The 23,194-nt window shown below is 60.4% G+C and carries 26 protein-coding genes; all 26 read left to right on the top strand.

Going from position 1 to position 23,194, the window contains the following annotated elements:
* The first annotated feature begins 50 nt into the window (after positions 1-50).
* The 26 genes from KY494_RS28820 (at position 51) to KY494_RS28695 (ending at position 22,829) form a co-directional block, all read left to right on the top strand.
* Positions 51-257, top strand: a complete 207-nt coding sequence (locus KY494_RS28820; RefSeq protein WP_099763340.1) for a hypothetical protein — start codon at positions 51-53, stop codon at positions 255-257.
* Positions 258-414: 157 nt separating this feature from the next.
* Entirely contained in the window at positions 415-777 is a 363-nt protein-coding gene (locus KY494_RS28815) for a Gp49 family protein (protein ID WP_219889278.1), read from the top strand.
* Between the two features lie 121 nt (positions 778-898).
* Entirely contained in the window at positions 899-1,270 is a 372-nt protein-coding gene (locus tag KY494_RS28810; protein ID WP_219889277.1) for a hypothetical protein, read from the top strand.
* Positions 1,267-2,151 (top strand): hypothetical protein, encoded by an 885-nt coding sequence (locus KY494_RS28805; protein WP_219889276.1) that lies wholly within the window; start codon positions 1,267-1,269, stop codon positions 2,149-2,151. Before KY494_RS28810 ends, KY494_RS28805 begins: the two co-directional genes overlap by 4 nt.
* Positions 2,148-3,488 carry a replicative DNA helicase gene (dnaB, locus tag KY494_RS28800; RefSeq protein WP_219889275.1) on the top strand — a complete coding sequence of 447 codons (1,341 nt, stop codon included), beginning with the start codon at positions 2,148-2,150 and terminating at the stop codon, positions 3,486-3,488. The genes KY494_RS28805 and dnaB overlap by 4 nt, the downstream gene beginning before the upstream one ends.
* A 17-nt stretch (positions 3,489-3,505) precedes the next feature.
* Positions 3,506-4,573, top strand: a complete 1,068-nt coding sequence (locus KY494_RS28795) for a site-specific integrase (protein ID WP_219889274.1) — start codon at positions 3,506-3,508, stop codon at positions 4,571-4,573.
* Between the two features lie 95 nt (positions 4,574-4,668).
* The gene (locus KY494_RS28790) at positions 4,669-5,058 is read left to right on the top strand and encodes a hypothetical protein (RefSeq protein ID WP_219889273.1); all 390 of its coding nucleotides are present in this window, start codon (positions 4,669-4,671) and stop codon (positions 5,056-5,058) included.
* Between the two features lie 111 nt (positions 5,059-5,169).
* Positions 5,170-5,751 (top strand): hypothetical protein, encoded by a 582-nt coding sequence (locus tag KY494_RS28785; protein ID WP_219889272.1) that lies wholly within the window; start codon positions 5,170-5,172, stop codon positions 5,749-5,751.
* On the top strand, positions 5,741-7,009 hold the full coding sequence (locus KY494_RS28780; protein ID WP_219889271.1) for a PBSX family phage terminase large subunit: 1,269 nt from the start codon (positions 5,741-5,743) through the stop codon (positions 7,007-7,009). The genes KY494_RS28785 and KY494_RS28780 overlap by 11 nt, the downstream gene beginning before the upstream one ends.
* Entirely contained in the window at positions 7,009-9,291 is a 2,283-nt protein-coding gene (locus KY494_RS28775) for a portal protein (RefSeq protein WP_219889270.1), read from the top strand. Before KY494_RS28780 ends, KY494_RS28775 begins: the two co-directional genes overlap by 1 nt.
* A 2-nt stretch (positions 9,292-9,293) precedes the next feature.
* Positions 9,294-10,127, top strand: a complete 834-nt coding sequence (locus KY494_RS28770; RefSeq protein ID WP_219889269.1) for a hypothetical protein — start codon at positions 9,294-9,296, stop codon at positions 10,125-10,127.
* Between the two features lie 13 nt (positions 10,128-10,140).
* The gene (locus tag KY494_RS28765) at positions 10,141-11,415 is read left to right on the top strand and encodes a P22 phage major capsid protein family protein (RefSeq protein ID WP_219889268.1); all 1,275 of its coding nucleotides are present in this window, start codon (positions 10,141-10,143) and stop codon (positions 11,413-11,415) included.
* 61 nt (positions 11,416-11,476) lie between these two features.
* Positions 11,477-11,719: a hypothetical protein gene (locus KY494_RS28760; RefSeq protein ID WP_219889267.1), complete on the top strand. Its 243-nt coding sequence runs from the start codon at positions 11,477-11,479 to the stop codon at positions 11,717-11,719.
* 3 nt (positions 11,720-11,722) lie between these two features.
* Positions 11,723-12,385, top strand: coding sequence for a hypothetical protein (locus tag KY494_RS28755; RefSeq protein ID WP_219889266.1), 663 nt, complete (start codon positions 11,723-11,725; stop codon positions 12,383-12,385).
* Entirely contained in the window at positions 12,385-13,767 is a 1,383-nt protein-coding gene (locus tag KY494_RS28750) for a packaged DNA stabilization protein (protein WP_219889265.1), read from the top strand. The genes KY494_RS28755 and KY494_RS28750 overlap by 1 nt, the downstream gene beginning before the upstream one ends.
* A complete protein-coding gene (locus KY494_RS28745) occupies positions 13,760-14,176 on the top strand; it encodes a hypothetical protein (RefSeq protein WP_219889264.1) in 417 nt (138 codons plus the stop codon). The genes KY494_RS28750 and KY494_RS28745 overlap by 8 nt, the downstream gene beginning before the upstream one ends.
* Before the next feature lie 9 nt (positions 14,177-14,185).
* Positions 14,186-14,557, top strand: coding sequence for a hypothetical protein (locus tag KY494_RS28740; RefSeq protein WP_219889263.1), 372 nt, complete (start codon positions 14,186-14,188; stop codon positions 14,555-14,557).
* 2 nt (positions 14,558-14,559) lie between these two features.
* Positions 14,560-15,033 (top strand): hypothetical protein, encoded by a 474-nt coding sequence (locus tag KY494_RS28735; protein ID WP_219889262.1) that lies wholly within the window; start codon positions 14,560-14,562, stop codon positions 15,031-15,033.
* Positions 15,030-15,728, top strand: coding sequence for a hypothetical protein (locus KY494_RS28730; RefSeq protein WP_219889261.1), 699 nt, complete (start codon positions 15,030-15,032; stop codon positions 15,726-15,728). The genes KY494_RS28735 and KY494_RS28730 overlap by 4 nt, the downstream gene beginning before the upstream one ends.
* Before the next feature lie 2 nt (positions 15,729-15,730).
* Entirely contained in the window at positions 15,731-16,984 is a 1,254-nt protein-coding gene (locus tag KY494_RS28725; protein ID WP_219889260.1) for a hypothetical protein, read from the top strand.
* Positions 16,985-16,987: 3 nt separating this feature from the next.
* Positions 16,988-19,219: a hypothetical protein gene (locus KY494_RS28720; protein ID WP_219889259.1), complete on the top strand. Its 2,232-nt coding sequence runs from the start codon at positions 16,988-16,990 to the stop codon at positions 19,217-19,219.
* Between the two features lie 94 nt (positions 19,220-19,313).
* On the top strand, positions 19,314-20,972 hold the full coding sequence (locus tag KY494_RS28715) for a hypothetical protein (protein ID WP_219889258.1): 1,659 nt from the start codon (positions 19,314-19,316) through the stop codon (positions 20,970-20,972).
* Positions 20,973-21,164: 192 nt separating this feature from the next.
* On the top strand, positions 21,165-21,530 hold the full coding sequence (locus KY494_RS28710) for a putative holin (protein WP_219889257.1): 366 nt from the start codon (positions 21,165-21,167) through the stop codon (positions 21,528-21,530).
* The gene (locus tag KY494_RS28705) at positions 21,527-21,790 is read left to right on the top strand and encodes a hypothetical protein (RefSeq protein WP_219889256.1); all 264 of its coding nucleotides are present in this window, start codon (positions 21,527-21,529) and stop codon (positions 21,788-21,790) included. The genes KY494_RS28710 and KY494_RS28705 overlap by 4 nt, the downstream gene beginning before the upstream one ends.
* Positions 21,787-22,311: a glycoside hydrolase family 19 protein gene (locus KY494_RS28700; protein ID WP_219889255.1), complete on the top strand. Its 525-nt coding sequence runs from the start codon at positions 21,787-21,789 to the stop codon at positions 22,309-22,311. The genes KY494_RS28705 and KY494_RS28700 overlap by 4 nt, the downstream gene beginning before the upstream one ends.
* A complete protein-coding gene (locus KY494_RS28695; RefSeq protein ID WP_219889254.1) occupies positions 22,308-22,829 on the top strand; it encodes a lysis protein in 522 nt (173 codons plus the stop codon). The genes KY494_RS28700 and KY494_RS28695 overlap by 4 nt, the downstream gene beginning before the upstream one ends.
* Positions 22,830-23,194 lie beyond the last annotated feature (365 nt).

Raw genomic sequence — 23,194 nt, 5'->3', positions numbered from 1 at the left:
CAGACCGATAGGCCGGCCGATAGCGCCGGCGCAGAAAGACGAGGGACAGGATGAAAAAAGAGCAGCGCGCGACGGCAGCGGATTACGCACTGCAGGCAGTGTGCGTATGGCGCCTGAGCGACAGAGCCAACCTGGCAGCGAAGGCCCAGCCAGAGGGGCAAGCGCGGGCTAAAGCGAGTTCGCAGTTGTATCGCGATACCAACAAGCTGCGCGAGGCGGCGGACAAGTACATGAACACGTCCGATCCGCCGACGTAGCTGGGCGCAGTCCCCGACAGCTACAGGATGGCAGTGCAGACAGGTACCAGGTCTGCGCTTCATCAAAAGTGCAGCAGATGCAGCAGATGCAGCGCAAGGAAGCGCGCGAAAGACGGGCAGTCGCTCACCGAGTCGGGCGACACATCGAAAGCGAAATATGAGCGATCAAGAAATCGAGCAGCAAATCCAGGCCAAGGGCAAGACCGCACCGCGCATCACGCCAGCAGGCATTCAAGCAGCCATCGCACAGACGCACTACTTCACGGCCGCTGACGGCGTGCGCGGCGCCGCCATCGATGGTGGTGTCGACGACGGCTCCACCCCGCCGCTGCATCTGCTGACGTTCTGCGTCCTGGTGCTGCGCAATGGTTTCACCGTCACCGGCGAAAGCGCCTGCGCCAGTCCGGAGAACTTCGATGCCGAAATCGGCCAGGAAGTGGCGCGCCTGAACGCCGAACAGAAGATCTGGGCGCTCGAAGGCTACCTCCTGAAAGAAACGCTGCACCAGCAGGCGCAATAAGCGCGAACGAAAAAAAGCCCGCGTACAAGGCGGGCTTCCTAAAACACTTACTTAAAACGAACATGCCAAGAATAACATACTCCGCGTTTTCGATGAAGCCCCAGGCTGCGCAGGTGCGGCAATGACGGCGCGCTTGATGCCATATGTCGGCTCCCGTCCTTACCTGGTGCTGCAAACGCTGCTGGCCGGTCCCGGCACCTTCTACCAGATCTGCGAGCGCGCTAGCTTTGATCTGGAAGAGTCCGGCATGGAATGCAACATGCGCAAGCATTTCGCCAGCCTGCTGATGGCCCACATCGAGCTCAGCAACATCACCTACACCATCAAGGCATCGACGCGCCAGGCATTGCAGGGCAAGACCGCTGCCGGCGCCTGTAGCGTGGCCACGGCGCATCATCGCGGCCCGAGCGCGCCGCAACCTGTCACCGTCGTGCGTCGCCCTGATCGCGGCGATCTGGACGCCACAGAATCACATCCAGAGAAGCACTTATGAAGCGCCCATCATTCCAGTTTTATCCAGCTGACTGGCGCATCAATTCCAAGCTGCGCCGCTGTTCCGAGGCGGCGCGTGGAGCTTGGGTCGATATCATGTGCGTGCTGCACGATGCCGATGAATATGGCATCTGCCGCTGGCCCCTCAACGAGCTGGCCCAGGTGGCCGGCGTGCCACTGAAGCTGGCGCGCGAACTGGCGGCTAAGGATGTGCTCAAGGGAGCGGACAATAATGCGGCGGACTACGTTTTCACGCCACGTCATGCAGGTCGTGACGGTCAGCCGGTGACTTTGGTGACGTCAAACGCAGGCCCATTGTGGTACTGCAGCCGCTTCGTGCGGGATGAATATATCCGCCAACGGCGCGGGCAAGGTACCCGTTTTGGCGACGAAAACGCACCACCAAACAACACACCAAAGACAACACCAAAGCCCACCATTGGTGATGACTTGGGAGACGGCTCTACATCTTCATCTTCATCTACATTAAAAACAAGTACCCCAAACCCCGCTGACGCGGGGCCTGCTGCCAAGCCGGGCAAAAAGGACTCAACCCCGGCGACTGCGCTGCAAACGTTCCTCGACGACTGCCAGGCCAAGAACGAACGCCCCCTGCGCAACTACGCCCCGCTGTGGGGTTACGCCCAAGGCGCCGGCCTGCCTGTCGACATGGTGGCCTTGGCCTGGGCCGAGTTCTGTCGGCGCTTCCTGCCGGGCGGAACGCAGCCAGCGAAGCGGCAGAAGGACTGGCGCGCCACCTTCCGCAAGTACGTCGAAAACAATTATTTCAAGCTGTGGGCCATCGACCGTGAGGGCCAGTACTTCCTGACTTCGAACGGCAAGCAGGCAGAGAAATTTCAAGAAACCAAGGAAGCGGCATGACCGAAGAACAAACCCTGCCGGCCGCCATTGAGGCCGAGCAATCCGTTATCGGTGCACTGTTGCGCGATAACGCTGGCGTCGACCGCATGGGTGATCTGCGCCCGGCGCACTTTTACCGGCACGACCACCGCACGATCTTCGTGGAAGTGCTGCGCCAGATCGCCCAGGGTGGCGAATGCGACGTGATTACGGTGTCCACCGCGCTGGCCCAGTCGCTGCCTGACTGCGTGGCCTACCTGAACTCGGTGGCCCAGAGCATGCCCAGCGCCGCCAACATCGGCCGCTATGCCGACCTGGTGCGCGACCGCGCGTTGCGCCGGGGCCTACTGGCCGCCACGGCCGACATGTCCGAAATGGCCTTCAAGCCGGACGGCCGCAGCGCCGGTGAGGTGCTCGACGCTGCGCAATCGGCCCTGGCGGCGCTGGCCGAAACGCGTACCTTGCGCGAGCCGATCCAGGCCAGCGCTGCCATGATGGCGCACATCGATGTGCTGGGCGACCGTGCAGAGCGCAAATACACCGGCATCGCCACCGGTTTTGCCGATATTGACCGCCTGCTGAACGGTGGCCCGAATCGTGGTGCGCTGGTGATCCTCGGCGCGCGGCCATCGATGGGTAAAACCGCGCTGGCCCTGAACATCGCCACCAATGCAGCCGAGACACACTCGGTGCTGTTCCTGTCGCAGGAGATGCAGAACGGCGAGCTGCTCGACCGCGCCGTGGCCGCGCTTGGCAGCATCCCACTCAGTACGGTGATCCGCGGTGATTTCAGCGATGGCGACTGGAACAATTTCACGGTGGCCAACGTGAAACTGAACGCCATGGGCCTACACCTGGACGATCAGCCGGCGCTGACGCTGCTGGACGTACGCAGCAAGGCGCGCCTGGTGAAACGCAAGCATGGCCTTGACCTGCTGGTGGTCGACTATCTGCAACTGATGAGCGGCGCCGGCGACAACCGCAATAGCCAGATCGAGGAAATCACGCGCGGCTTGAAGGCGTTGGCCAAGGAGTTGAACATCGTCGTGCTGGCCCTGTCCCAGCTGTCGCGCAACGCCGCCAACAAGGCGCGCCCGCAACTGTCCGACTTGCGCGACTCCGGCGCCATCGAGCAAGACGCCGATATCGTCATCTTCGTGCACCGCGACGAGGTGGACAACCCGCAAAGCCACCTGCGTGGCTGCGCCGATATCTTCGTGGCAAAGAACCGGCAGGGCCGCATCGATGACGTGCTGCTCGCCTACGAAGGCATGTACACCCGCTTTACCGACAACAACCGGCCACGCCCGGCGGCCCCCACCCAGAGCTACAAGCGCGGCCTGGCCGAACACCTCTAGCAAAAAGGACCATCCGCATGACATTCGCCCTGTTCAAGGTCAAGAAAATCTGGCACTACCGCTTCCAGGTGGCCGGCAGCCGCGTTCAGCGCAGCACGCGCGAACGCGCCAAGGCTCGTGCCGAAGCGGTGGCCAGCCGCGCCTACGATGAGGAGGTAGTGCGCACGAACGGCGGCAAGCCGGTACCGACACTGCGCGCGCTCTTCGCCGAGTGGCTATTGGTGCGTGGCCCGGTGTCGAGCGCCGCCCACGTGCGCAGCGTCAGCACCTGCTACCGCCTGCACCTGTACGACCTGGGCGACCTGCTCGTCAGCGAGATCACTGCACGCCACATCGAGCTGGCCCGCAACGAACACCTGACCACGCGCGAGCCGGCCACGGCCAACCACTGGCTGCGCGTGATGCGGCTGGTGACGAATTGGGCCGTTTCCCAGGGCATGCTGGCACGCCGGCCATGGAACGTGGCCATGCTCAGCACACAGAAGCGCCCGCGTAAAATCCTGCCGCTTGATGTGGCCATGCAGTGGCTCGATGCCATCGACGGCGCCGGCCGCCGCTCCCTTGCCGTCTCCACTGCTATCCGCTTCATGTTTGGCCTGGGCCTGCGCGAAAGCGAAGCCGCCAGCGCGCGCTGGGAATGGATCGATTGGGAGCGGCGCACCTACACGCCCGGCATCACCAAGGGTAAGGAGGCCGAGCCGGTACCGATGCCCGCGTGGCTGGTCGACTACCTACAACCCCGGCGCCAGCCCGAAGGCCTGATTACCGCGCGTAAGGACGGCAGCCAGCAGCCGCCCGGCTTCGCCCGGCGCCCTATCGCCACTGCCAACGCCCACTGCAAGACCAAGGGCATCACCCCACACCGTCTGCGCGGCAGCTTCGCCACCCTGCTGTCCGAATCAGGCGTGCCGATCCAGACCATCCAGAAGGTGCTGCGCCACAAAAGCCCGTTGACCACCATGGCCTACCTTGAGAAGAACCTCGACACCGCCGTGCAAGCGCAAGGCAGCATCGCCAAGAAAATGGGATTCACTGCACGGCGAAAAAGTGGCGAAGACCAACCCGCAGACCCGCATGAATCCTGAATAGCATGATTATCGGTAGTCATCGGTACAAATCCGGCGCGGAAATCCGCCGCCGGCAAAAAATAGATACAAACTGAACAAGAAAGGGACCGAAAATGCGTCGCGTCAGAAAAGAGGAAGTGCAGTTCGAGCGCCAAAATGGCCCTGATCCGCTGGACTATTGCTTGGAGTGCTGGAAGGAGTGGATGGATGACGACGACCGCGACCTGGGTGCCAAAACTATGGGTGGCCTCGTTGGGAATTCTGATGGGCATGGCACTGATTCGATTGAAGATCAGCGCAAACGCGACCATGAGATTGCCAGGGCGACCGATGCGATGATAGACAGCCTTTCAAAACTGCACATGTGGGCTATCTACAAGTCTTGCAGCGTCGGCACCCCGTGGCGTTTCCCAAATGCTGATTTTCCTGCTGTTGCCATAGAGGCGCGGGCGGTCCTGTTTGCAAAATTGAAGAAAAATGTTTGCACTGGTTCTCGTTTTTGACCTACAATTCGAAGTACAGGCGGGTTCCGCTCGCCTGAAAATATTGAAGCCAGCCTAAAAAGCTGGCTTTTTTGCATTTCTGAACGTGTTTTTTTCATAGGGGAACTTGTCATGGGTCGCAAATCTTCGCTGACCGATGACCAGTGGATTGAGGTCGAGCGGCGTCACCTGGTCGACGGCATTTCGATCAATGCGCTGGCGCAAGAATTCGGCGTCAATGAATCCTCTATCCGGCGCAAATTAAAGCCGAATAAAGCCGAAGCGCCGAACACGAAAAAAGACCTTCGCGTCATAGCGGAAAAGATGGTTCAGGCTGATGCGACGAATAAGCATATTGCCGAACTGTTCGGCGCATTGCCGCAAGGCCAGCAGCGGATCGTCTCCGAGCTGGCGCGCAAGCTGTCGAATGTAAGCGAACATGCCGCGTCAGCAGCCGAGTTTAGCGCTGCCTCGATGCACCGTTTGTCGATGCTGGCCAATCAGCAGCTCGAGCTGGTAGATGACGTCGATCCGTTGAAAAGCATCAAGCGCTTGCAGGTGGCGGCGCTGCTGCAGGGCCATGCCAACGCCGCCAGCAGCATCCCGATGAACTTGTTGAGAGCGAACAAGGAAGCCATCGACGATATGAACAAGGGCAACGTCCCGGAAACGATGAACTGGCAAATCGAGTTCGTGAGTCCTGATGGCAATTAAATTCCCGCAAAAGCTGGCCTTCCTGCTGACGAAGAAGGCGCGCTACAAAGGCGCGAAAGGCGGCCGTGGCAGCGCAAAGTCCTGGAGCTTTGCGCGCGCGCTGCTGATCAAGGGAAGCGCGCAAAAGCTGCGCATCCTGTGTGCGCGTGAGGTGCAGAAGTCGATCAAGCAGTCCGTGCACAAGCTGCTGAAGGATCAGATTGAGGCGCTAGGCCTGGGCTCCTTCTACCAGGTGTTCGATACCGAAATTCGCGGCAAGAACGGTACCGAGTTCGCTTTTTCTGGCCTTGCTGAGCATACGGTCGAGTCGGTCAAGTCGTTCGAAGGCTGCGATATCGTGTGGGTGGAAGAGGCACAGACGGTCAGCAAGCGTAGCTGGGCCGTGCTGATCCCGACCATTCGAAAGGACGGCTCGGAGATATGGCTGTCGTTCAATCCTGAACTTGATTCGGACGAGACATACGACCGCTTCATCACGAATCAGCCTGAAGACGCGATCATCGTCGACATGAACTACATGGATAACCCGTGGTTCCCCGAGACGTTGGAGAAGGAGCGGCAGCATGCCAAACTGACGCTGCCGCCCGCTGAATACAGCAACATCTGGGAAGGCAAGTGCATGCCCGCCGTAGTGGGCGCGATCTATTACGCCGAAGTCGCCCAGGCCGAGGAGGAGAAGCGCCTCTGCAATGTGGCTTACGATCCGATGCTCAAAGTGCACGTTATATTCGATCTTGGCTGGAACGATGCCATGTCGATCAGCTTGGTGCAGCGGCATGCTGGTGAGCTGCGCATCATCGAGAACATCGAGGAAAGCCACAAGACGCTCGACCATTACTCGGATGAGCTGAAAAAGAAGAATTACAACTGGGGCTTGGTGTTCTTGCCGCACGATGGTCGCCACAAGGATTACAAGACCGGCAAGAGCGCGGAAGAGATCATGCGCGGCTTTGGCTGGGACGTGCGCATCACCCCAAACATGAGCATCGAGGACGGAATTCGCCTGACCCGCATGACCTTTCGCCGCATGTACTTTGACAAGGGCAACGCGGCCCGGCTATTCCAGTGCGCCAAGCGGTACCGGCGCCAGATCAACCAGCAAACCCGCGAGGCTGGCGCGCCACTGCACGACGAGTGGTCGCATGGCGCCGACAACCTGCGCTACATCGCCATCAATGCGGAAAGCATGACCAACGACACGTCGCGGCCTGTCTACGACTACACCAATTCAGCAGCATCAGGAGCAAGGGCAATTTAATGGACGACTTCCAGGAAGCGCAGGAGCTGTACGAGGACGCGATGAACGCGACTCGCGAACAGCGGCAGCAGATTGAGGAAGACCTGCGCTTTTCCGACCCATCGAACCCGCAGCAATGGGATGAAGCCGTCAAACGCTCCCGAGAGCTTGACCCGGGTGGCGCGCGGCCGTGCCTTGTGATGGATCATGTGGGCCAGTACGTTGCCAACGTGGCCGGCCAAGTCACGAAGTCGCCACCGGCCATCCACACAGTTCCAGTCGGCTCCGGCGCCGACGTCAAGGTCAGCGAGCAGCTCGACGGTATGCTGCGCCACATCGAATACGCCAGCCGCGCGCAGGCTGCTTACGGGATCGCCCTGACCTCGTCGGCGCGCACCGGCGTGGGCTATCTGGTAGTGCGCCCTGAATACGTTGACCGCGCGCTTGGCTATCAGGAGCCGCGCATCAGCGCTGTAGCCGATCCGCTGCGCGTGGTGTTCGACCCGTGGAGCGTGCAGCTCGACGGCAGCGATGCCACGTTCGGCTATCTTCTGACCGCCGTCAGCCAGCGCGAGTTTGAGCGCAAGTACGGCGCCAAGGCCGAGAAAAAGAGCTTCGGTTCGGAGCGCCAGTCATGCGGCGAAGGTGAGCGGCAATCCATCATCGTGGCCGAGCAGTGGTACAAGGAAGAAAAGACGCGCCAGATCAGCATCTGGACCGGCGCCGACGGCGAGGACCAGGCCGGTAGCGAAGATGAATACTGGGCTGCGTGTCAGGCTGCTGGTGCGCAGCTGCCCCTCCAGCGCGTGTACAAGGATAAATACGAATGCGTCAAGTGGCGCACGATGTCTGGCGCTGGCATCTTGGAAACGCCGAAGAACAAGGACAGCAGCGAAGGCCTTTACCCAGCCGATTCCATCGGCATCGTGCCGGTGTATGGCTACTGGGGTATCGAGAACGGCGTCATGCGCTATTGCGGCATCCCGCGCCGCGCGATGAACCCACAACGGGCCTACAACTATCATAAATCGGAGTTGCTGGCCTACATGGGCAGTGCGCCCAAGGCGCCATGGATTGTGCCAGCGCGCTCTATTGCGGGGCTGGAAACGCTGTGGGACCGCGCGTCGCTTGATTCACGCGCCTACTTGCCATATCACGATGTAGATGAGCGCGGCCAACCTATTGCGGCGCCATCGCGCCCGAATGTCTCCGTCAACCTGCAAAATCATGCAGTTGGCGCCTCTGATGCGCTGCACGACCTGGAAGCGAGTATCGGCATGTATCAGGCCAACCTAGGCGCGCCGAGCAACGAGTCGTCTGGCGTGGCCATCGATGCACGCAAGCAGCAAGGCGAGGCATCGACCAGTCATTTTCCGCAGCAGCTGGCCTTTTCGCTGGGTCAGGTGGGTCGCATTGCCGTGCAGATGTCGACGAAGCTGATCGATACCAAGCGGCAGCAGCGCATCATGGGTATAGACGCGAAGCCTGGCACGGTCACGATCGACCCAGAGCAGAAGGAAGCGATGCGGGACACTGACGAGGGTATTGTCATCAACCCGAACGTCGGCGACTACGACGTTCGCGTGGTGGTCGGCTCGTCGTTCTCTACCCAGCGCAGCCAGGCGCAGACCGCCCTGGGCGAGGTGATGCGCACGAACCCAGACCTGACACCAGCCATCGCACCGCTGTGGGCGCGCAACCTGGATATCCCGCATGCCGATAAGCTGGCCCAAGTGTTGACCGCCATGGCGCCGCCGGCGGTACAGGCCATCCTCGACCCGGAAACCAACAAGACGCCGAAGCCGGAGCAGCTGATGCAGCAGATGAAGCAGATGGAAGAGTCGCTGAAGGAGGCCTTGAAGCACGCGCACGACGCGCAGGCCGAGGCCGACGAAGCCATGGAGCAGGTACACAACAGGCGCGAGGAAAACGAGGCGAAGGAACGCGAACTGAACATCAAGGCCTACGATGCCGAGACCAAGCGGCTTCAGCTGACCAGCGCGGCCATGACACCGGAGCAGATCCAGTTGATGGTAGCGCAAACCGTCGAGAGCATGCTGAGCAACCCGACGCCGCTGCCATCGGAACAGCCCCAAGCGGCCGAGCCGGTCGCGATGCAGCCCGAACATCAGGAACAGATCGAGCAGGTGCAGCAGGAAGAGCCAGACCCGAATGACCCCAGCCAGATGGATGCTCAAGCACCGCCCGGCATGCCTGACCAGCAGGACCCTGCTGAAATGCAGACCCAATCGAACCCGCCAAGTGCGGGTTTTTCTTTGCCTGAACCACAACCAGGAGCATGACCTTGACCACTGAAAACGCATTGCCACAAGGCGGCGACGCCGCGGCGGGCGCCACGAACGACGATCACACCGGCGCCGAACACGAAAACCAGCACGGTGATGCCGGTGACGCAGGCAACTCCACCGCCATAGCCGAAGGCGAAGGTAATGCCGCGTCGGCCGAGCAGCAGAAGGAAAAGACGGCCGAGCAGCGCGAAATGGCGCGCCTGCGTCGCCGGGTCGACAACCTGACGCGCCAGAAATACGAATTGCGGGCCGCAGTCACGCCCGCACAGCAGCAACAGCAGCACGCCGACGAGAACGACGACGAGCCCGTATCGATGACCCGCGCTGAATTGCAGCGTCATATCGCAGAGCAAGCCAAGCAGCTTGCACCAGCGTTGACGCAGCAGCAGGCCGTGGTTGATCGCCGCCAGGGCGTCGTCGCATCGCTGGCGAAGGAATGGGGTGCCGAAAAGTTTGACACCCTGGCATCCGATCTGGACGATGTGTTCGACGGTTTGGCAGATCGCAGCGGCGCGCCCAAGCCCGCCACTGATGCGATTTTCGAATCCGACAACCCGAAAGGCTTGATCGAGTACCTGACCGACCCGGACAACGTCGAGGAAGCCGAGCGTATCGCAACCATGTCGCCCACCCAGGCCGGCCGCGCGATCGCCCGCATCGAAGACAAGATCGCGGCAGCCGGTAAGGCAGGCAAACCCAAGCCAAGCAACGCGGCAGCGCCGCTGGAAGCGCCGCGTAACGGCGCCGGCAAGACCAGCCCCATGCCCGACCCATCCAACACCAAGGCCTACATCGCCTGGGCAAATGCCCAGGAACGGGCACAACGCTAAATAGGAGCCTTTCATGGCAAACGCACTCCAGACCTCGCAGATCATCACCAATGAAGTGTTGCGCATCGCGCACAACGCATCGGCCTTCCTGGGTAACACCAACACCGACTACAAGGATGCCTGGGAAAAGGATCTCAAGCCCGGCCAGAAAATCAGCGCGCGCGCACCGGTCCAATTCATGCACCGCGATGGTGAAACGGCCGTGGTGCAGGACATCACCGAACGCAACGTCGACGTGACGCTGCAGCCGCTGCTGGGCCTCGATTTCGCCATCGGCTCGACCGAGCTGACCACCTCGGTGGGCAGTAACGGCCAGGTCAGCAAGGCATTCAAAGAACGCTACCTGAAGCCAGCCGGCCTGAAGCTAGCCGCCCTGCTCGATTACCGCCTGGGCGTCGTGCTCAAAAATGGCACGCACCAGATCGTGGGCACGCCCGGCACCCCGCCAGCAACCTTCGCAGACCTGTTACAGGCTGGTGTGCCGCTGGACCGTATGAGCGTGCCGCGCGATGGCCAGCGTATGGCTGCCATCGAACCGGGCGCCAACGCCACCATCGTGGCAGGCCTGTCGGGCCTGTTCAACAACAAGGAAGTGCTGGGCGAGCAGTACAAGACCGGCGTGATCAAGACCGGCGCTGGCCTGGACATCGCCATGTCGCAGAACGTGCCATCGCACACGGTCGGCCCGTTGGGCGGCGTGCCGCTGGTCAACGGCGCCAACCAAGGCATCATCAACGCAGGCGCGACCGACAATCCGTATGCGGCCACCACGTCGCTGGTGACCAACGGCTGGACCGCCGCCGCTGCGCTGCGCCTGAATGCCGGCGACACCTACACCGTCGCCGGCGTGTTTTCGGTCAACCCGGAAACCAAGGCCAGCACGGGCGTGCTGCAATCGTTCCTTGTCACCGCTGCCGTTTCGTCGGACGGTGCCGGCAATGCCACCATCATCGCCAGCCCGGCGATCATCGCTGGCGGTGCTTACCAGAACGTGACTGCGCGCCCAGCCACCGGCGCGGCCATCACGATCACCTCGGGCGCTGCCAATACGACCTACACGCAGAACATGGTCTGGCACCGCGACGCCCTGACCTTCGTGTCGCCAAAGCAGGAACTGCCAGGCGGCATGGATATGGCCTACCAGGCATCGATGGCTGACGAGGGCGGCATTAGCCTGCGCTTCGTGCGCGGCTTCGATATCACCGCCAACAAGTTCATCAGCCGCTTCGATGTCCTGTGGGGCGCCGCCGTGACGCTGCCGAACTTCTCGGTGCGCCGCACCAACTAAAGCGACCAAGGCCAGCCACGCGCTGGCCTTTTCGCATTTACCCAATCAAATGGAGCACACCATGTACCCACTCAATATGAAACTGAAGGAAGGCGTCGGCTTTGCCGTTGCCAACGACGAAGCCGAACACGACACGCTGGCCGCCGCCGGCTATGGCCCGGCCCGCGCTGGCGCCGTTGCAGTCGCGCCAGCGACGCAAGCGGATTTCGCCGCCAGTGTCCGTGCCCAGCTCGATGCGGCCGGCATCAGCTATCCGGACGGCGCTGGCCTGGCCAAGTTGGTAGCCTTGCTGCCAAAGGAATAAGCAGTGGTCACCGCCCGCACCATCATCAGCCTGGCACTCGAAGCCATGAACCGGCTTGCGCCAGGTGAGGCGGTAGATGCCGACCTGGCGGCTGTCTGCCTGCGTCGGCTCAATGCCATTGCCGATGACTGGTCGGTCGGCAGCACCATGCCGCCACAAGACCAGATCGTCTCCGGTGTGATCACGGGGCCAACGCTGACGCTGGGCGTGGGTGATTTTGCAGCAATCGCACCGGGCGACCAGGTCGAGCAGTTGCAAGCCGACGACTATCCCATGGCACCGATCACCATGGCGCAATACAACGATATTCAGCTGAAAACGACAGGTGGCCGCCCGGAAGTATGGGCGCGCGATGGCCTGTCCACCATCTTCCTGTATCCAGCCGCCACTGGAAATACCATCAACGCGCTGTCGCGCAAGGCCTTTTCGCAGTTCGCCGACCTCGATACCGCCTACCTTCTACCCGCCGGCTATCAGGGCGCCTTCGCTGCCGCGCTGGCCGTGGCCATGGCGCCGGCACTGCTGGGCAAGGTCACGGCCGATCTGATGCTGGCCGAGCAGCGCGCCCTGTTCCGCATCAAGAGCGGCAATATTCGCCCAGCCATGCTGAGCACCAATCCACTGGCGCCCAACTGCGTCGGCAACATCCTGCAGGGCTGGAACTGATGGCCGGCCGCAATTACGTCGCCTGTATCGGGCCCAGCTACCACTTGGATGACCGCAAGGCAGCTGTGCAGACGGCGATCAACTGCTATCTGGAGCAAATCGAAGGTCTGGGCGAGACGCGCGTGCTGACGCAGGTATCGGCCCCTGGCTTGGCCCTGTTCCTCACCTTGGGCGCCGAGATTCGCGGCCAGCGCAATGTTGAGGGCCGCTGGTTCGTCGTAGCTGGCAGCACCTTGTTCGAGATCGTGGCCGGCGCCGCCGTCAGCCGCGGAACGCTGGCGTCGTCCAGTGGCGCCGTCGGAATGGCGCACAACAACACCCAGCTGGTAATCGTGTCCGGCGCCGTGGGTCAGGTCTACACCTTGGCAAGCAATGTGCTGGGCACGATCACTTCGCCGGCATGGCGCGGCTCGAACACGGTCGACTTCATCGACGGCCACATGATTTTTGTGGCACCCGGTACCGACCAGTTTTACATCACCGCCCTCGACGACGCCAGCAAGCTCGATGCCCTGGACTTCACCTCGGCCGACGCCCAGCCGGACAACATCGTCACCAGCAAGGTGCTGCACCGTGAACTGATCCTTCTGGGCACCTACACCACCGAAATCTGGATCAACAGCGGCGGCGCCTTGTTTCCCTTCGCGCGCTACAACTCGGCGCAGATCGACGTCGGTTGCGTCGGCAAGGATGCCGCCATCGTCGCCGCCGATTCGATCTTTTGGATCGGCCAGACGCGCACAGGTAGCGGCATCGTATATCGCATGCTGGGCCATGCGCCCTCTCGCGTTTCCACGCGCGCCATCGAGCAGCTGCTGGCCAAGTCTACCGACCTGGCAGCGGCCAGCATGTGGACATACCAGGTTGACGGGCATGAATTCATCGGCATCAACGCGCCGGGCATGGACACCACACTGGTCTATGACGCCGCCATGCAGCAATGGCATGAACGTGCTGAATGGGGTGATGGCTGGGCGCCGCTGCGCGCTATCGACGTGTGTTTCGCCAATGGAGCGCAATACGCTGGCGATGCCGCCGGCAAGCTGTACAAGATCGACCCCGCCACCTACACCCTGGGCGGCGATCCGCTGGTGCGCGAGCGCACATGGCCCCACATGGTCAAAGGCAGCATGGAGCCGATCACATTCGCTGGCCTGGAACTGGCTTGCACTACCGGCCATGGCGGCAACGTCACGCTCGAACTATCGAACGATGGCGGCTATACCTTCGGCCCCAAGCTGCTGCGCCCGCTGGGCGCCATCGGGCGCTGGATGCAGAAAGTGCGCTGGATGATGCTGGGCACGGCGCACGACCGGGTTTTCCGCATCCGCTGCTCCGATCCGGTCCCATTCAATATCCATGCGGCGGCCATCGATGATTAGCGTCCCAGCCCCAACCCGTATCGCTATCGGTACCGCAATGGTGGCGGGCAAGCAAGTCGAGATCTACATCACGCCGGAATGGGCGCGTTATTTCGAGTCGCTCAATGCCCAGTCATCCAGCACCTTGCAGAATTTCAACAATTTTGCCATGGGCGCCTTCATGGGCCTGCTAGCCGAAGGCAGCGACGGCGCCGAATCAATCCCGCCGCCGCCTGGTCCCCGTGGCTTCCCAGGTGATCAGGGTTCAACCGGCCCGGCGATAACGCTGGGCGATGAGGGCGGCGGCTCAACAGAGTTTGTGCCCGGTCCACCAGGCCGGGACGGCGAGCCCGGAAAGCCGGGCCCCGCCATTTTTATGCTGCAAGAGCCAGAGACGACTGACGTATTCTGGCCCGTCAAACCTAACTGAAAGGCAACCATGGCCTCGAATAAGACTTTCCGCTTTGGCCCAGTCGCCCTGAGCGCGACGCTGACCACCAACTTGCTCAGCCCGCCCACGGCCGCCGGCGGCGTCAACGCTGGTGCATCGTCGCAGTACATCGTGCTCAAGCATATCCGCGTGACGAACAAGACAGCCAGCGCCGCGGCCTTCTCGACATTCCTCGGTGCCAGTGGCGCCAACGCAGCGGGCACCGAAGTCATCGGCGCTGGCCAGCAGGTGCCCGCCAACAACTCCTACGACTGGTACGGCATGCTGCGCCTCGATGCAGGCGAATACCTGGTCGGCGGCGCTGGCACGGCCAGCGCGCTGACGATTTCGGGCGAAGGTGAGATCGGGGTGGCTGGCTGATCATGCAGAAAATCACGGTGACCTATGGATGCGGTTTCGCGCCAGTGCCGGCCCGCACGATGCACGACCAGGTGCGCCGGCTGCAGGAAGACCTGAGCAAACTACCGCAGTATCAGCCAGAAACTAAGCATCGCTTTCATGGCGGCATGTACTGCCGGGAAGTCTGGCGCCCAGCTGGCGTACTGGTGGTCGGCAAGGTGCACCGCAAGGAGCACTTCTACCTGATTGTCAGCGGCACGGTCTGTATCACTACTGATAGCGGCGTGCAGTGCATTACCGGCCCGGCCATGATTGAAAGCATGCCAGGCACCAAGCGCGCGGTCTACGCGAAAACGGATGCCCTGTGTATGACGTTTCATCGTACTGATGCGACTGACGTCGATGCGGCCGAGGCAGAACTGGTCGAGGACGAACCGACAGCAATGTACGCCGCTGGCAATTTGATCAAAAACACGACGCAAGGAGTTCTGTCATGACATTTTGGGTAGCGGGAGCCGCAGTCGTCGGCACCATTGGGGGCTCGCTGATCAGTTCGAACGCCGCCGGCAACGCCGCCGACCAGCAAGCGCAGGGTACTGCCGATAGCCTGGCGGAAAGTCGTCGCCAGTACGATCTGACGCGATCGGATTATGCGCCGTACTTGGCAGCTGGCACCAAGGCCCTTGGCACGTTCGCAACGGAAAACGATACTCCGCTCGATCGGAGCCAGGTCCAGCTCGAACCCGGTTACCAGTTTGGCCTGGATCAGGGCCAGCAGGCAATTAACCGCCAAACCTCGGCCGCCGGTGGCCGCATCTCCGGCGCAGCCCTGAAGGCTGCGGCCCAGTACGGCAGCGACTACGCCACCAGCGGCTACAGCGCGGCATACAACCGCGCTAACCAGACGCGCACCGACCGCCTGAATCGCCTGGCCGCGCTGGCCAATATCGGGCAGACCAGCACTCAAAATGTGAGCGCATTGGGCGCAGAGGCCACGGCATCGAACAACGCGCTGACCCGCGCTGCTGCCAACAACGCCGGCGCTGCCACGCTGGCCCAGGGGAACATCTGGGCCAATACTGGCAATCAACTCGCCGCGATTTATGGGCGCAGCGCAGGAACCGGGCAGCCAGCAGGCGGTTACGCTGACGAAATGGCGCGAATCAACGCACAAGCAGCGAGTGGAGGATAAAAATGGCAGACGACAATATTTTCCAGCAGTACCTGCGGCCGCCGAAGTCGGTGCTGGAATACGCCGACGAGTACGACCAGGCCGACGCGCGCAAGCAGACGCTGCAGCAAAATGCACTGACACTGGCTGCCGGGCAGCAAAAGCAAGACGACTATACGCGCGAACGTGGCGCCGATAACGCGCTTTCCCGCCTCGTTTCGAGTGGGCAGACGCCAGACCAGGTCGCGGTGGGGTTGGCCCAGGCCGGTTACGGCAAGCACGCACTCGCCTATACGAAGCAGCAGCAGGAGCTGGCGAACGCCAAGGCGACCAATGAGCACCTGACCGCGCAGACCGGCAAGCTCACGGCGGAGAAAGACGGCCTTGCCTATAAGCAACGAGAAGAAAAGCGCCAGAAATCCATTCAGGATATTGCGGCCTTTACCGACCCGCAGCAGGCACTGGTCAGCCTGGCTTTACATGAACAGGCTGGTGATATCGATCCTGAGCAGGCGGCGCTTGTGCGGCAGACTATCCCGAAAAACCCTGCCGACTTCCCGAAATGGCAGGTCAGCATGTTGCAACGGATAATGTCGGCCAAGGATGCGGCCGGCCAGATCGCGCCCGATGCGAACAACATTGCCACCAACGCCCGTATCAAGTCCGAGGGCGATGCAAACCGTGCTGTGACGGTGTCCGGGCAAAACAAGGTCGATGAGCGTGCCCGTAAGGCTGCAAGCCAAGGCCGCATCCCTACTGGCTATCGTGCCAACCAAGATGGAACACTTGTATTTATCCCTGGCGGGCCAGCCGATCCGAAAATCGTCAAAGGCAAGCCGACCGAATTCGAAGGCAAATCTGCCATCTTCGGTGCGCGTGCCGAAGAGGCAGATAGGATTTTGAACTCGATTGATTACCGGCCTGCGGCCGTCAACTCAAAGCGATCACTGGAAGGCTTTCCCCTTATCGGTGGCGCTCTGAGCGCCGCCGCCAACAAATTCTCGTTGACAGATAGTGATCAAAAGGCAGAGCAAGCCCAACGCGATTTTGTGAATGCGGTGCTGCGACAAGAGTCCGGTGCCGCGATTGCCGCATCGGAATTCGATAATGCCGTTAAACAGTACTTCCCCCAGCCAGGCGACAGCGTTGGCGTGATAGCACAAAAAGCCAAGGCCAGAAAAACCACGATTCAAGGCTTGAAAAAGAACGCCGGAAACTCCGCATTCACCGCGGACTCTGGCGTCGCCAAGCCATCCCTCAACGACATTTTCAAATAATCCATGGCTACCGTACAAGAGAAAATTGCGCAGGCCAAGGCGGCCGGCTATGGTGATGCTGAAATTGTCGGTCACCTGGCCGCAATGCCTGAATATGGCGAAAAAATCAAGGCTGCATCGAGTGCCGGATACAAGCCGGAAGAAATCGTCAGCCATCTTGGCGGTCCGCAGCCTGCTGCAGCCGCGCCGGATGCCTCCAAAGCAAAAGGCGGCGGCTTTCTCGATGGCGTGGTGGCCGCCGGCGCTGGCGCCGGATCTAGTGCCGGACGCTTCGTCCTGGGCGCGCAGCGGCTTGTGGGCAAGGGCCTGGTCGGCCTCGATAGCGTCACGTCACCAACCCCGTCATTATCGGATTTGGTTACCAGCAATAAATCCCCATCCCTGTTGAATCGGGCCGGTAACTGGCTGGTCAAGGATGCAGAGGAAGGCCGCGCGCGGCTGACTGCCGATCTGGCGCCCTATAAAGAGAAGAACCCGCTGTCCGCCCTGGCGGGTGAAGTAAGTGGCGATATCCTCGCGTCGCTGCCGGTCGGTGGCGCCCTAGTGAAAGGCGGCGCAAAATTGATGCAGATGGCCGGCATCACGCAGCAGGCCGGCAAGGTCATTGGTGCGCTGCCACGTGCCGCACAGGCCGCTGGCGTGGGCGCCGCCTACGGTGGCGTCATGGGCGCCACTAACTCTAATGCCGACACCTTTGGCGGCTCGCTGGGCGATGCGGCTACGTCGGCCGCCGCCAGCGCGGCGTTTGGCGGCATCTCATCGCCAGTGGTGAGCGGCCTGGGCGCCATCGCGGGCAACGTGAAACAGCGTTTTTCCCAGTCATCCGCCCTTGAATATGCAAAACAAAAAGCGGCCGAGGCTATCGCGCGCGACGCGCGCGGAACCCTGGCGACCGGCGGCTACGTCAACCCGCTCACCCAGGTGGCGGCCCGCTTCGGCAAGCTGGGCGATGAGGCAGTGCTGGCGGATGCCGCCGGGCGCAATACGAATCAGCTGCTCGATACGCTGGCCACCCTGCCCGGCCGGACCAAGGAATCCGTGTATAACCTACAGCGGCAGCGCACGGCCGGCGTGGGCGAGCGCATGCGCAGCGCGGCCGAGAAAGCCTTGGATACCCAGGGACAGCGACAAGCAACCACCGTGGAGGCGCTAATTTCTCGCCGCAACCAAGATTCGGCTCCGCTGTATGCGCAACTGCGCCAAATTGAGGTGCAGCCATCAGATACCTTGAAAGCCATCGTTGCCGACGCGGACAAGCTGGGCGCCGTAGCGCTCGGCCGCAAGATTGCGACCGGTTACCAGCAGCCCTTTACCATCGACGGCACGCCCGCAGCGAATGGCATCATGAACCAGTCCGGCAAGTGGGGAATGGGCGACTTGGATCACGTCAAGCAAGGCCTGGACGACTTGTTGAAGTCCTCGAGCGCGACGAAGCCTGATGGCACAGTGACGGCGCTGGGCCGCTCGATCACGGACTTGCGCAGCAAATTAATCAACGAACTCGACACGGTCACGACCGACCCGCAAACCCGGGTGTCTCTGTACCAGTCCGCCCGCAACGCGTTTTCGCAGCCCAGCTCCCTGATCGATGCGGCCAACGCGGGCAAGAAGTCGATCAATCAGGGTGAGGCCGGTATCAACACCGTTGTGCGTAACATGAGCGACAACGAGCTGCAAGCATTTCGCATCGGTGCCTTTGAGGGTCTGCGCGAAAAGCTCGGCACCCAGGGCGGCCAGACCAACATCATGAATATGTGGAAGGAGCCAGCGACGCAAGAGAAATTGCGCGCAATCTTCGGCAGCCAGCGCGCCTACCGCGAGTTTGCCGCTGATGTGGCCAAGGAAGCGCAATTGAAGCGCATCCAGAGCGTCGGCGTGGGTTCACAGACAGCGGCGCGCCTGGCGGGCATGGGCGACCTGGACACGCGCGCACTCACCGAGGCTGGCAGCAGCGTTGCGGCGCTGAAGGCCGGCAACCCGCTGGTGGCGATTGGCGCCGCCAAGAATGCTTGGAACCGCGTGGCCATTCCGGAGCCCGTGCGTAACCAAATGGGCGCCATGCTCCTGTCGCGCGGCGCCGAGGGCCAGCAAAACATGAATGCCATCGTCAAGATCGTGCAACAGCTGAACGACCACAATTTGATGCTGAATGGCGGCGTCGGTGCCTTGGCTGGCCAGGCCGGCGGAAGCCTGTCCGGCAACCTGTCAACGCCAGCACGCATCCAGCAGCAGTAACCCGCACCCCACGCACCCAGCACGCCGCCCTTCCAGGCGGCTTTTTCTTTTCCAGCCTCGCTCATGCGGGGCTTTTTTGTTTCCAGGGCCAACCATGTCAGCAAGCCAGCCAGCACTTTTCAACGTCCAGGAATTCACCGACGACGGCATCACCCTGGTCGGTGGCCGCCTGTATACGTATGCCTTCGGCACTACGGCCCAGAAAGTGGCTTACACCGATCCTGAGGGCACCGTGCCGCAGACCTACACGGCCGATGGCCTGGGTGGCCAGTACATCGCGCTCAATGCGCGGGGAGAGCTGCCGACGCCTCTGTACCTGGGTAATGGCTCATACGATATCAGCCTTAAACGATCAGACGGTACGACGGTATGGACGCGCAAAGCAGATGGAGTTAATAATCTTACCAACACATTTATAGCGCTGTTGGCTAGTTTTCTCGGATCCAGCCTTATTGGTTGGATTTCATCGGCGATTGGTTCGGCATTCCGAACCGTGCAGGATAAACTACGCGACCAAACAAGCTTATTTGATTTTATGTCTATTGAGCAGATTAATGACGTCAAGGCTGGAACAAAAGCAATTAATGTTGGAGAATCAATACAGGCCGCATGGGACTGGTGCGTCCCTCGAGGAATTGCATTACACGTACCAGCAGGTGTATACAGAATTGATGCTCCACTTATAAAGCTGAGCAGCTTCTCGGCACCTGTGATGTTTGGCGAAAATGGAATGTTCTCTGTTTTTGATTTTTCCAACATTCCAGCAGGCGCATCTTCTTGTTACATACAGGGAGGTAGCGGCCGCCTTTTGTCCGCAAATTGGTGCAATATCGGATTTAAAGGAAACGGGACGCAGATAGCTATAGAAATAGATGGACAATGTGGAATGACATTTAGTGACTGTGTTTTCTCCGACCTGTCCGGTGGATTTCTATTTAATAATAAAACTGCGGGTTCATTTGGTGAATATCTTATAGCAGATTCTTGTGAATTCAAATCATCTTGCTTAAAACCAATTGAATACAGAAAGTCCAGTGGAGATGCGAGCTTCCACGGGTCTGGACTGCGGGATTGTTTGGTCAATGGCGCAACCGGATACCCGGTTGTGACCGTAGGTGATGGATGCTTTCCATATAATTCACCACTTAGCTTACAGTTATGGCCACAAGGCGGCCCAGTTATCCTTGTTCAGCACAATGGTACTAACCCTAACGTTCCTGCAATTTTCCATGGCTCAATTACCCTTGAGCCGAGCGCCACAAAACAAGTTGTATTAGGTCAAGGCCCTGGTAATTTATTAATGGACTCCACCATCCTATCAGTTAATGAGAATTGGACTCTTGGTACTGCTCGCCTCTGTGAGCACATAACGCTTGCATCAAATGGGCAACTTTCCTTGCTGCGGCGACCTTATACATCAAGCGCTACCCCCGTAGTAAATGGCGGCGGTGTAAACGTTGACCTAACATTCAATAGAAATGCAGGAATTAAAACAGGAATGTTGTTGCATATAACTGCGCGTGGCGCAAATTATAGATGGTCAACATTAGGCATTGCAACAATGGCATCTGGCCAAGGTGGCGCAAATACATTTACTAAGATTTGCGATACGGTCGTATTCAATACTTCCGGATGGGGGGCGCCTACATACTCCCTTGATGCCAATGGTTTTGTTGTTGTAACTAATGCGTCGTCAGGATTTAGTGTTACGTTGGACATTGCAGTATCCCAGTTAGGCTACAACATAGGGTAATAAATTATTTACTAATGCATGAAAAGTAACAATGTTGCATGTTGGTAAATGATTAGATTGGAATATCCCCCATAGGTATTGAGTCTAGTCAAAAATTAACTTCAACCCGTCTATTTATGTCAAAGGCATACCCTCTTGACTACTTAGTTAAGCCGTAAAGACTGAGACCTACCTACCCCATCAAAGGCACCCATGACTGAACCCGCAACAATTACCGCCGCCGGCGGTGCACTCGCTCTCGGTACCGTGACACTGACCGGCTCGATCCTCGGCCTGGAATACGATGTGCTACTCGTCGGCCTAGCAGGCGGCCTTGTCGCCTTGTCGATGGTCGACCAGACCAGCCGTCTGAAAATGGTTATTTCCGTCATGACAAGCGCCTTGGTAGCCGGTTATGTCGGACCCATTGCGCATGCTGGTGCGATGGAATATTTTCCCTGGATGGCGAAGTCTGCCGACGCTGTGCGCTGGTTCTGTGCGTTCGCCGCCGGCGTCTCGGCACAAACCATCGTTCCGCTCGCATTGGGCTGGCTGAAGAAAAAAGGAGGTGTTCAATGAGCCTCATGCTCACCCTGAATTTGCTGGCCGGAGCCATCCTGCTCTGCCATTCTTTGTGCGTACTGAATCGTATGAATCGCCACAGCAACCACCTTTACCGCCTCTTCTATGTGCTGATGGGCGTGGGTGCGCTCGCCGTGCTGGCAGGCCCACTGTACGGCTACACGCAGCCACCTCCAGGTGAAGCGCTTTTGAAGGTAGGCATGACTGGTGTCGTCGTGATTGGCTGGTTGATCAAAAACCGCAGGGCCGTACCATGAGCGCCCTGGAACTGTCCCAGCTGCTGGCCATCATGCCGCTGGCACGCGCGCGCGCGCCAGCCTTCCTGGTGCCGCTGAATGCGGCCATGCTGGAATTCGGCATCACGACCCCAGCGCGCCAGGCGTCGTTCCTGTCACAGGTCGGGCACGAGTCTGGCCAGCTACGCTATGTGCGTGAGCTGGCCAGCGGCCAGGCCTACGAGGGCCGTGCCGATCTGGGCAACACGCAACGTGGCGACGGCGTGCGCTTCCGTGGGCGGGGCCTGCTGCAGGTGACCGGGCGCGCGAACTACGCCGCCTGTGGCCAGGCGCTGGGCCTGGATCTGCTGGCACAGCCCGAGCTGCTCGAGCAGGCCATCAACGCCTGCCGCTCGGCAGGCTGGTTCTGGCAGACCAAGGGGCTGAACGCCCTGGCCGATGCCGGCGATCAGGTGAAGGTGACGCGACGCATCAATGGCGGCACGAATGGCCTGGCCGAGCGCCTGGCGCTATTCGCGGTGGCGCAGCGGGTGCTCGCGTGAGTGCGCTGGCTAAGTTCGCCGGCAAGGTGCCCAGCTGGCTGTACGCCACCGTAATGCTGTGCGTGCTGGCGAGTGCCGGCATGCTTTACCAGCGCCTCCTCGGTAACGCCCAAGGCCGGGCGGAAGTGCAGGCGCTGTGGGATACCGACAAGAAGACCCGCGCGGCGGCGGAAACGAAGGCGGTGGCGCAGCGCGCTGCCGAGAATCTGGCGCTGGCCAGGCAACAGGCCGCCAAAGCGGCGGCCGTCACGAAAGTCTACGATGACGAAATCAACGATGTGCGCGCTCGTCTTGCTGCTGCTGAGCGCATGCGCAAGCCCGCCTTCTGTCCAAGTGCTGGACCTACCGCCCCGGCCGGTGCCAGTGGCCCCGAAGGAGGCACTGCAGCCGATCCCGCCAGCGGGCTACTTCCTGACGCAGTGGCGCGAGATATTCAAGCCTTGATCCTGCAGACGGAAGAGGTAGCCGCGACTGGACGGGCATGCCAGGCATTTATCCGAGCCAACATCGTCCCGTAAGCATGTATAGTAGAACTTTTCGTGGCGCCGATTTTGCATTCCTGTTTCGGGAATCGCAATCTCTCCTCCCCAAAAAATCCCCATGATGCTCTGAGGCCCGCATTATTGATGGCGTTTGACTTCCGGCTCCGGGCACCAGCGCACAGAATTTGGAAACATCGAAAAAGCCATTAAACCCAATATAATCAACGGGTTAGTGGCTTTTTTTTACGTCCCGACATTTCTCTTGATCCAGATTAAAGCCGACAAAAACCAGTAGCGATTACGCCAAATTTACGCCATGATTACGCCTCAACGAGAGGGATGCATGGCTTCATTCAGGAAACGGGCTGGCGGCTGGGAAGCCGGGGTCCTGAAAGCCGAAA

The sequence above is a fragment of the Janthinobacterium sp. PAMC25594 genome (assembly GCF_019443505.1).
Classification (GTDB): domain Bacteria; phylum Pseudomonadota; class Gammaproteobacteria; order Burkholderiales; family Burkholderiaceae_D; genus Janthinobacterium.
The sequence above is the reverse complement of the archived record's forward strand: the minus strand, read 5'-3'. Positions and strand labels throughout refer to the sequence as shown.

Bases quoted from the DNA above. Each gene is read 5' to 3' on its own strand.
- KY494_RS28785 (WP_219889272.1), top strand. From the start codon at position 5,170: ATGGGTCGCAAATCTTCGCTGACCGATGACCAGTGGATTGAGGTCGAG.
- KY494_RS28750 (WP_219889265.1), top strand. From the start codon at position 12,385: ATGGCCGGCCGCAATTACGTCGCCTGTATCGGGCCCAGCTACCACTTG.
- KY494_RS28790 (WP_219889273.1), top strand. From the start codon at position 4,669: ATGCGTCGCGTCAGAAAAGAGGAAGTGCAGTTCGAGCGCCAAAATGGC.
- KY494_RS28735 (WP_219889262.1), top strand. From the start codon at position 14,560: ATGCAGAAAATCACGGTGACCTATGGATGCGGTTTCGCGCCAGTGCCG.
- KY494_RS28815 (WP_219889278.1), top strand. From the start codon at position 415: ATGAGCGATCAAGAAATCGAGCAGCAAATCCAGGCCAAGGGCAAGACC.
- KY494_RS28760 (WP_219889267.1), top strand. From the start codon at position 11,477: ATGTACCCACTCAATATGAAACTGAAGGAAGGCGTCGGCTTTGCCGTT.
- KY494_RS28820 (WP_099763340.1), top strand. From the start codon at position 51: ATGAAAAAAGAGCAGCGCGCGACGGCAGCGGATTACGCACTGCAGGCA.
- KY494_RS28700 (WP_219889255.1), top strand. From the start codon at position 21,787: ATGAGCGCCCTGGAACTGTCCCAGCTGCTGGCCATCATGCCGCTGGCA.
- KY494_RS28705 (WP_219889256.1), top strand. From the start codon at position 21,527: ATGAGCCTCATGCTCACCCTGAATTTGCTGGCCGGAGCCATCCTGCTC.
- KY494_RS28765 (WP_219889268.1), top strand. From the start codon at position 10,141: ATGGCAAACGCACTCCAGACCTCGCAGATCATCACCAATGAAGTGTTG.
- KY494_RS28810 (WP_219889277.1), top strand. From the start codon at position 899: ATGACGGCGCGCTTGATGCCATATGTCGGCTCCCGTCCTTACCTGGTG.
- KY494_RS28795 (WP_219889274.1), top strand. From the start codon at position 3,506: ATGACATTCGCCCTGTTCAAGGTCAAGAAAATCTGGCACTACCGCTTC.
- KY494_RS28715 (WP_219889258.1), top strand. From the start codon at position 19,314: ATGTCAGCAAGCCAGCCAGCACTTTTCAACGTCCAGGAATTCACCGAC.
- KY494_RS28805 (WP_219889276.1), top strand. From the start codon at position 1,267: ATGAAGCGCCCATCATTCCAGTTTTATCCAGCTGACTGGCGCATCAAT.
- KY494_RS28780 (WP_219889271.1), top strand. From the start codon at position 5,741: ATGGCAATTAAATTCCCGCAAAAGCTGGCCTTCCTGCTGACGAAGAAG.
- KY494_RS28710 (WP_219889257.1), top strand. From the start codon at position 21,165: ATGACTGAACCCGCAACAATTACCGCCGCCGGCGGTGCACTCGCTCTC.
- KY494_RS28740 (WP_219889263.1), top strand. From the start codon at position 14,186: ATGGCCTCGAATAAGACTTTCCGCTTTGGCCCAGTCGCCCTGAGCGCG.
- KY494_RS28730 (WP_219889261.1), top strand. From the start codon at position 15,030: ATGACATTTTGGGTAGCGGGAGCCGCAGTCGTCGGCACCATTGGGGGC.
- dnaB (WP_219889275.1), top strand. From the start codon at position 2,148: ATGACCGAAGAACAAACCCTGCCGGCCGCCATTGAGGCCGAGCAATCC.
- KY494_RS28720 (WP_219889259.1), top strand. From the start codon at position 16,988: ATGGCTACCGTACAAGAGAAAATTGCGCAGGCCAAGGCGGCCGGCTAT.
- KY494_RS28725 (WP_219889260.1), top strand. From the start codon at position 15,731: ATGGCAGACGACAATATTTTCCAGCAGTACCTGCGGCCGCCGAAGTCG.
- KY494_RS28745 (WP_219889264.1), top strand. From the start codon at position 13,760: ATGATTAGCGTCCCAGCCCCAACCCGTATCGCTATCGGTACCGCAATG.
- KY494_RS28775 (WP_219889270.1), top strand. From the start codon at position 7,009: ATGGACGACTTCCAGGAAGCGCAGGAGCTGTACGAGGACGCGATGAAC.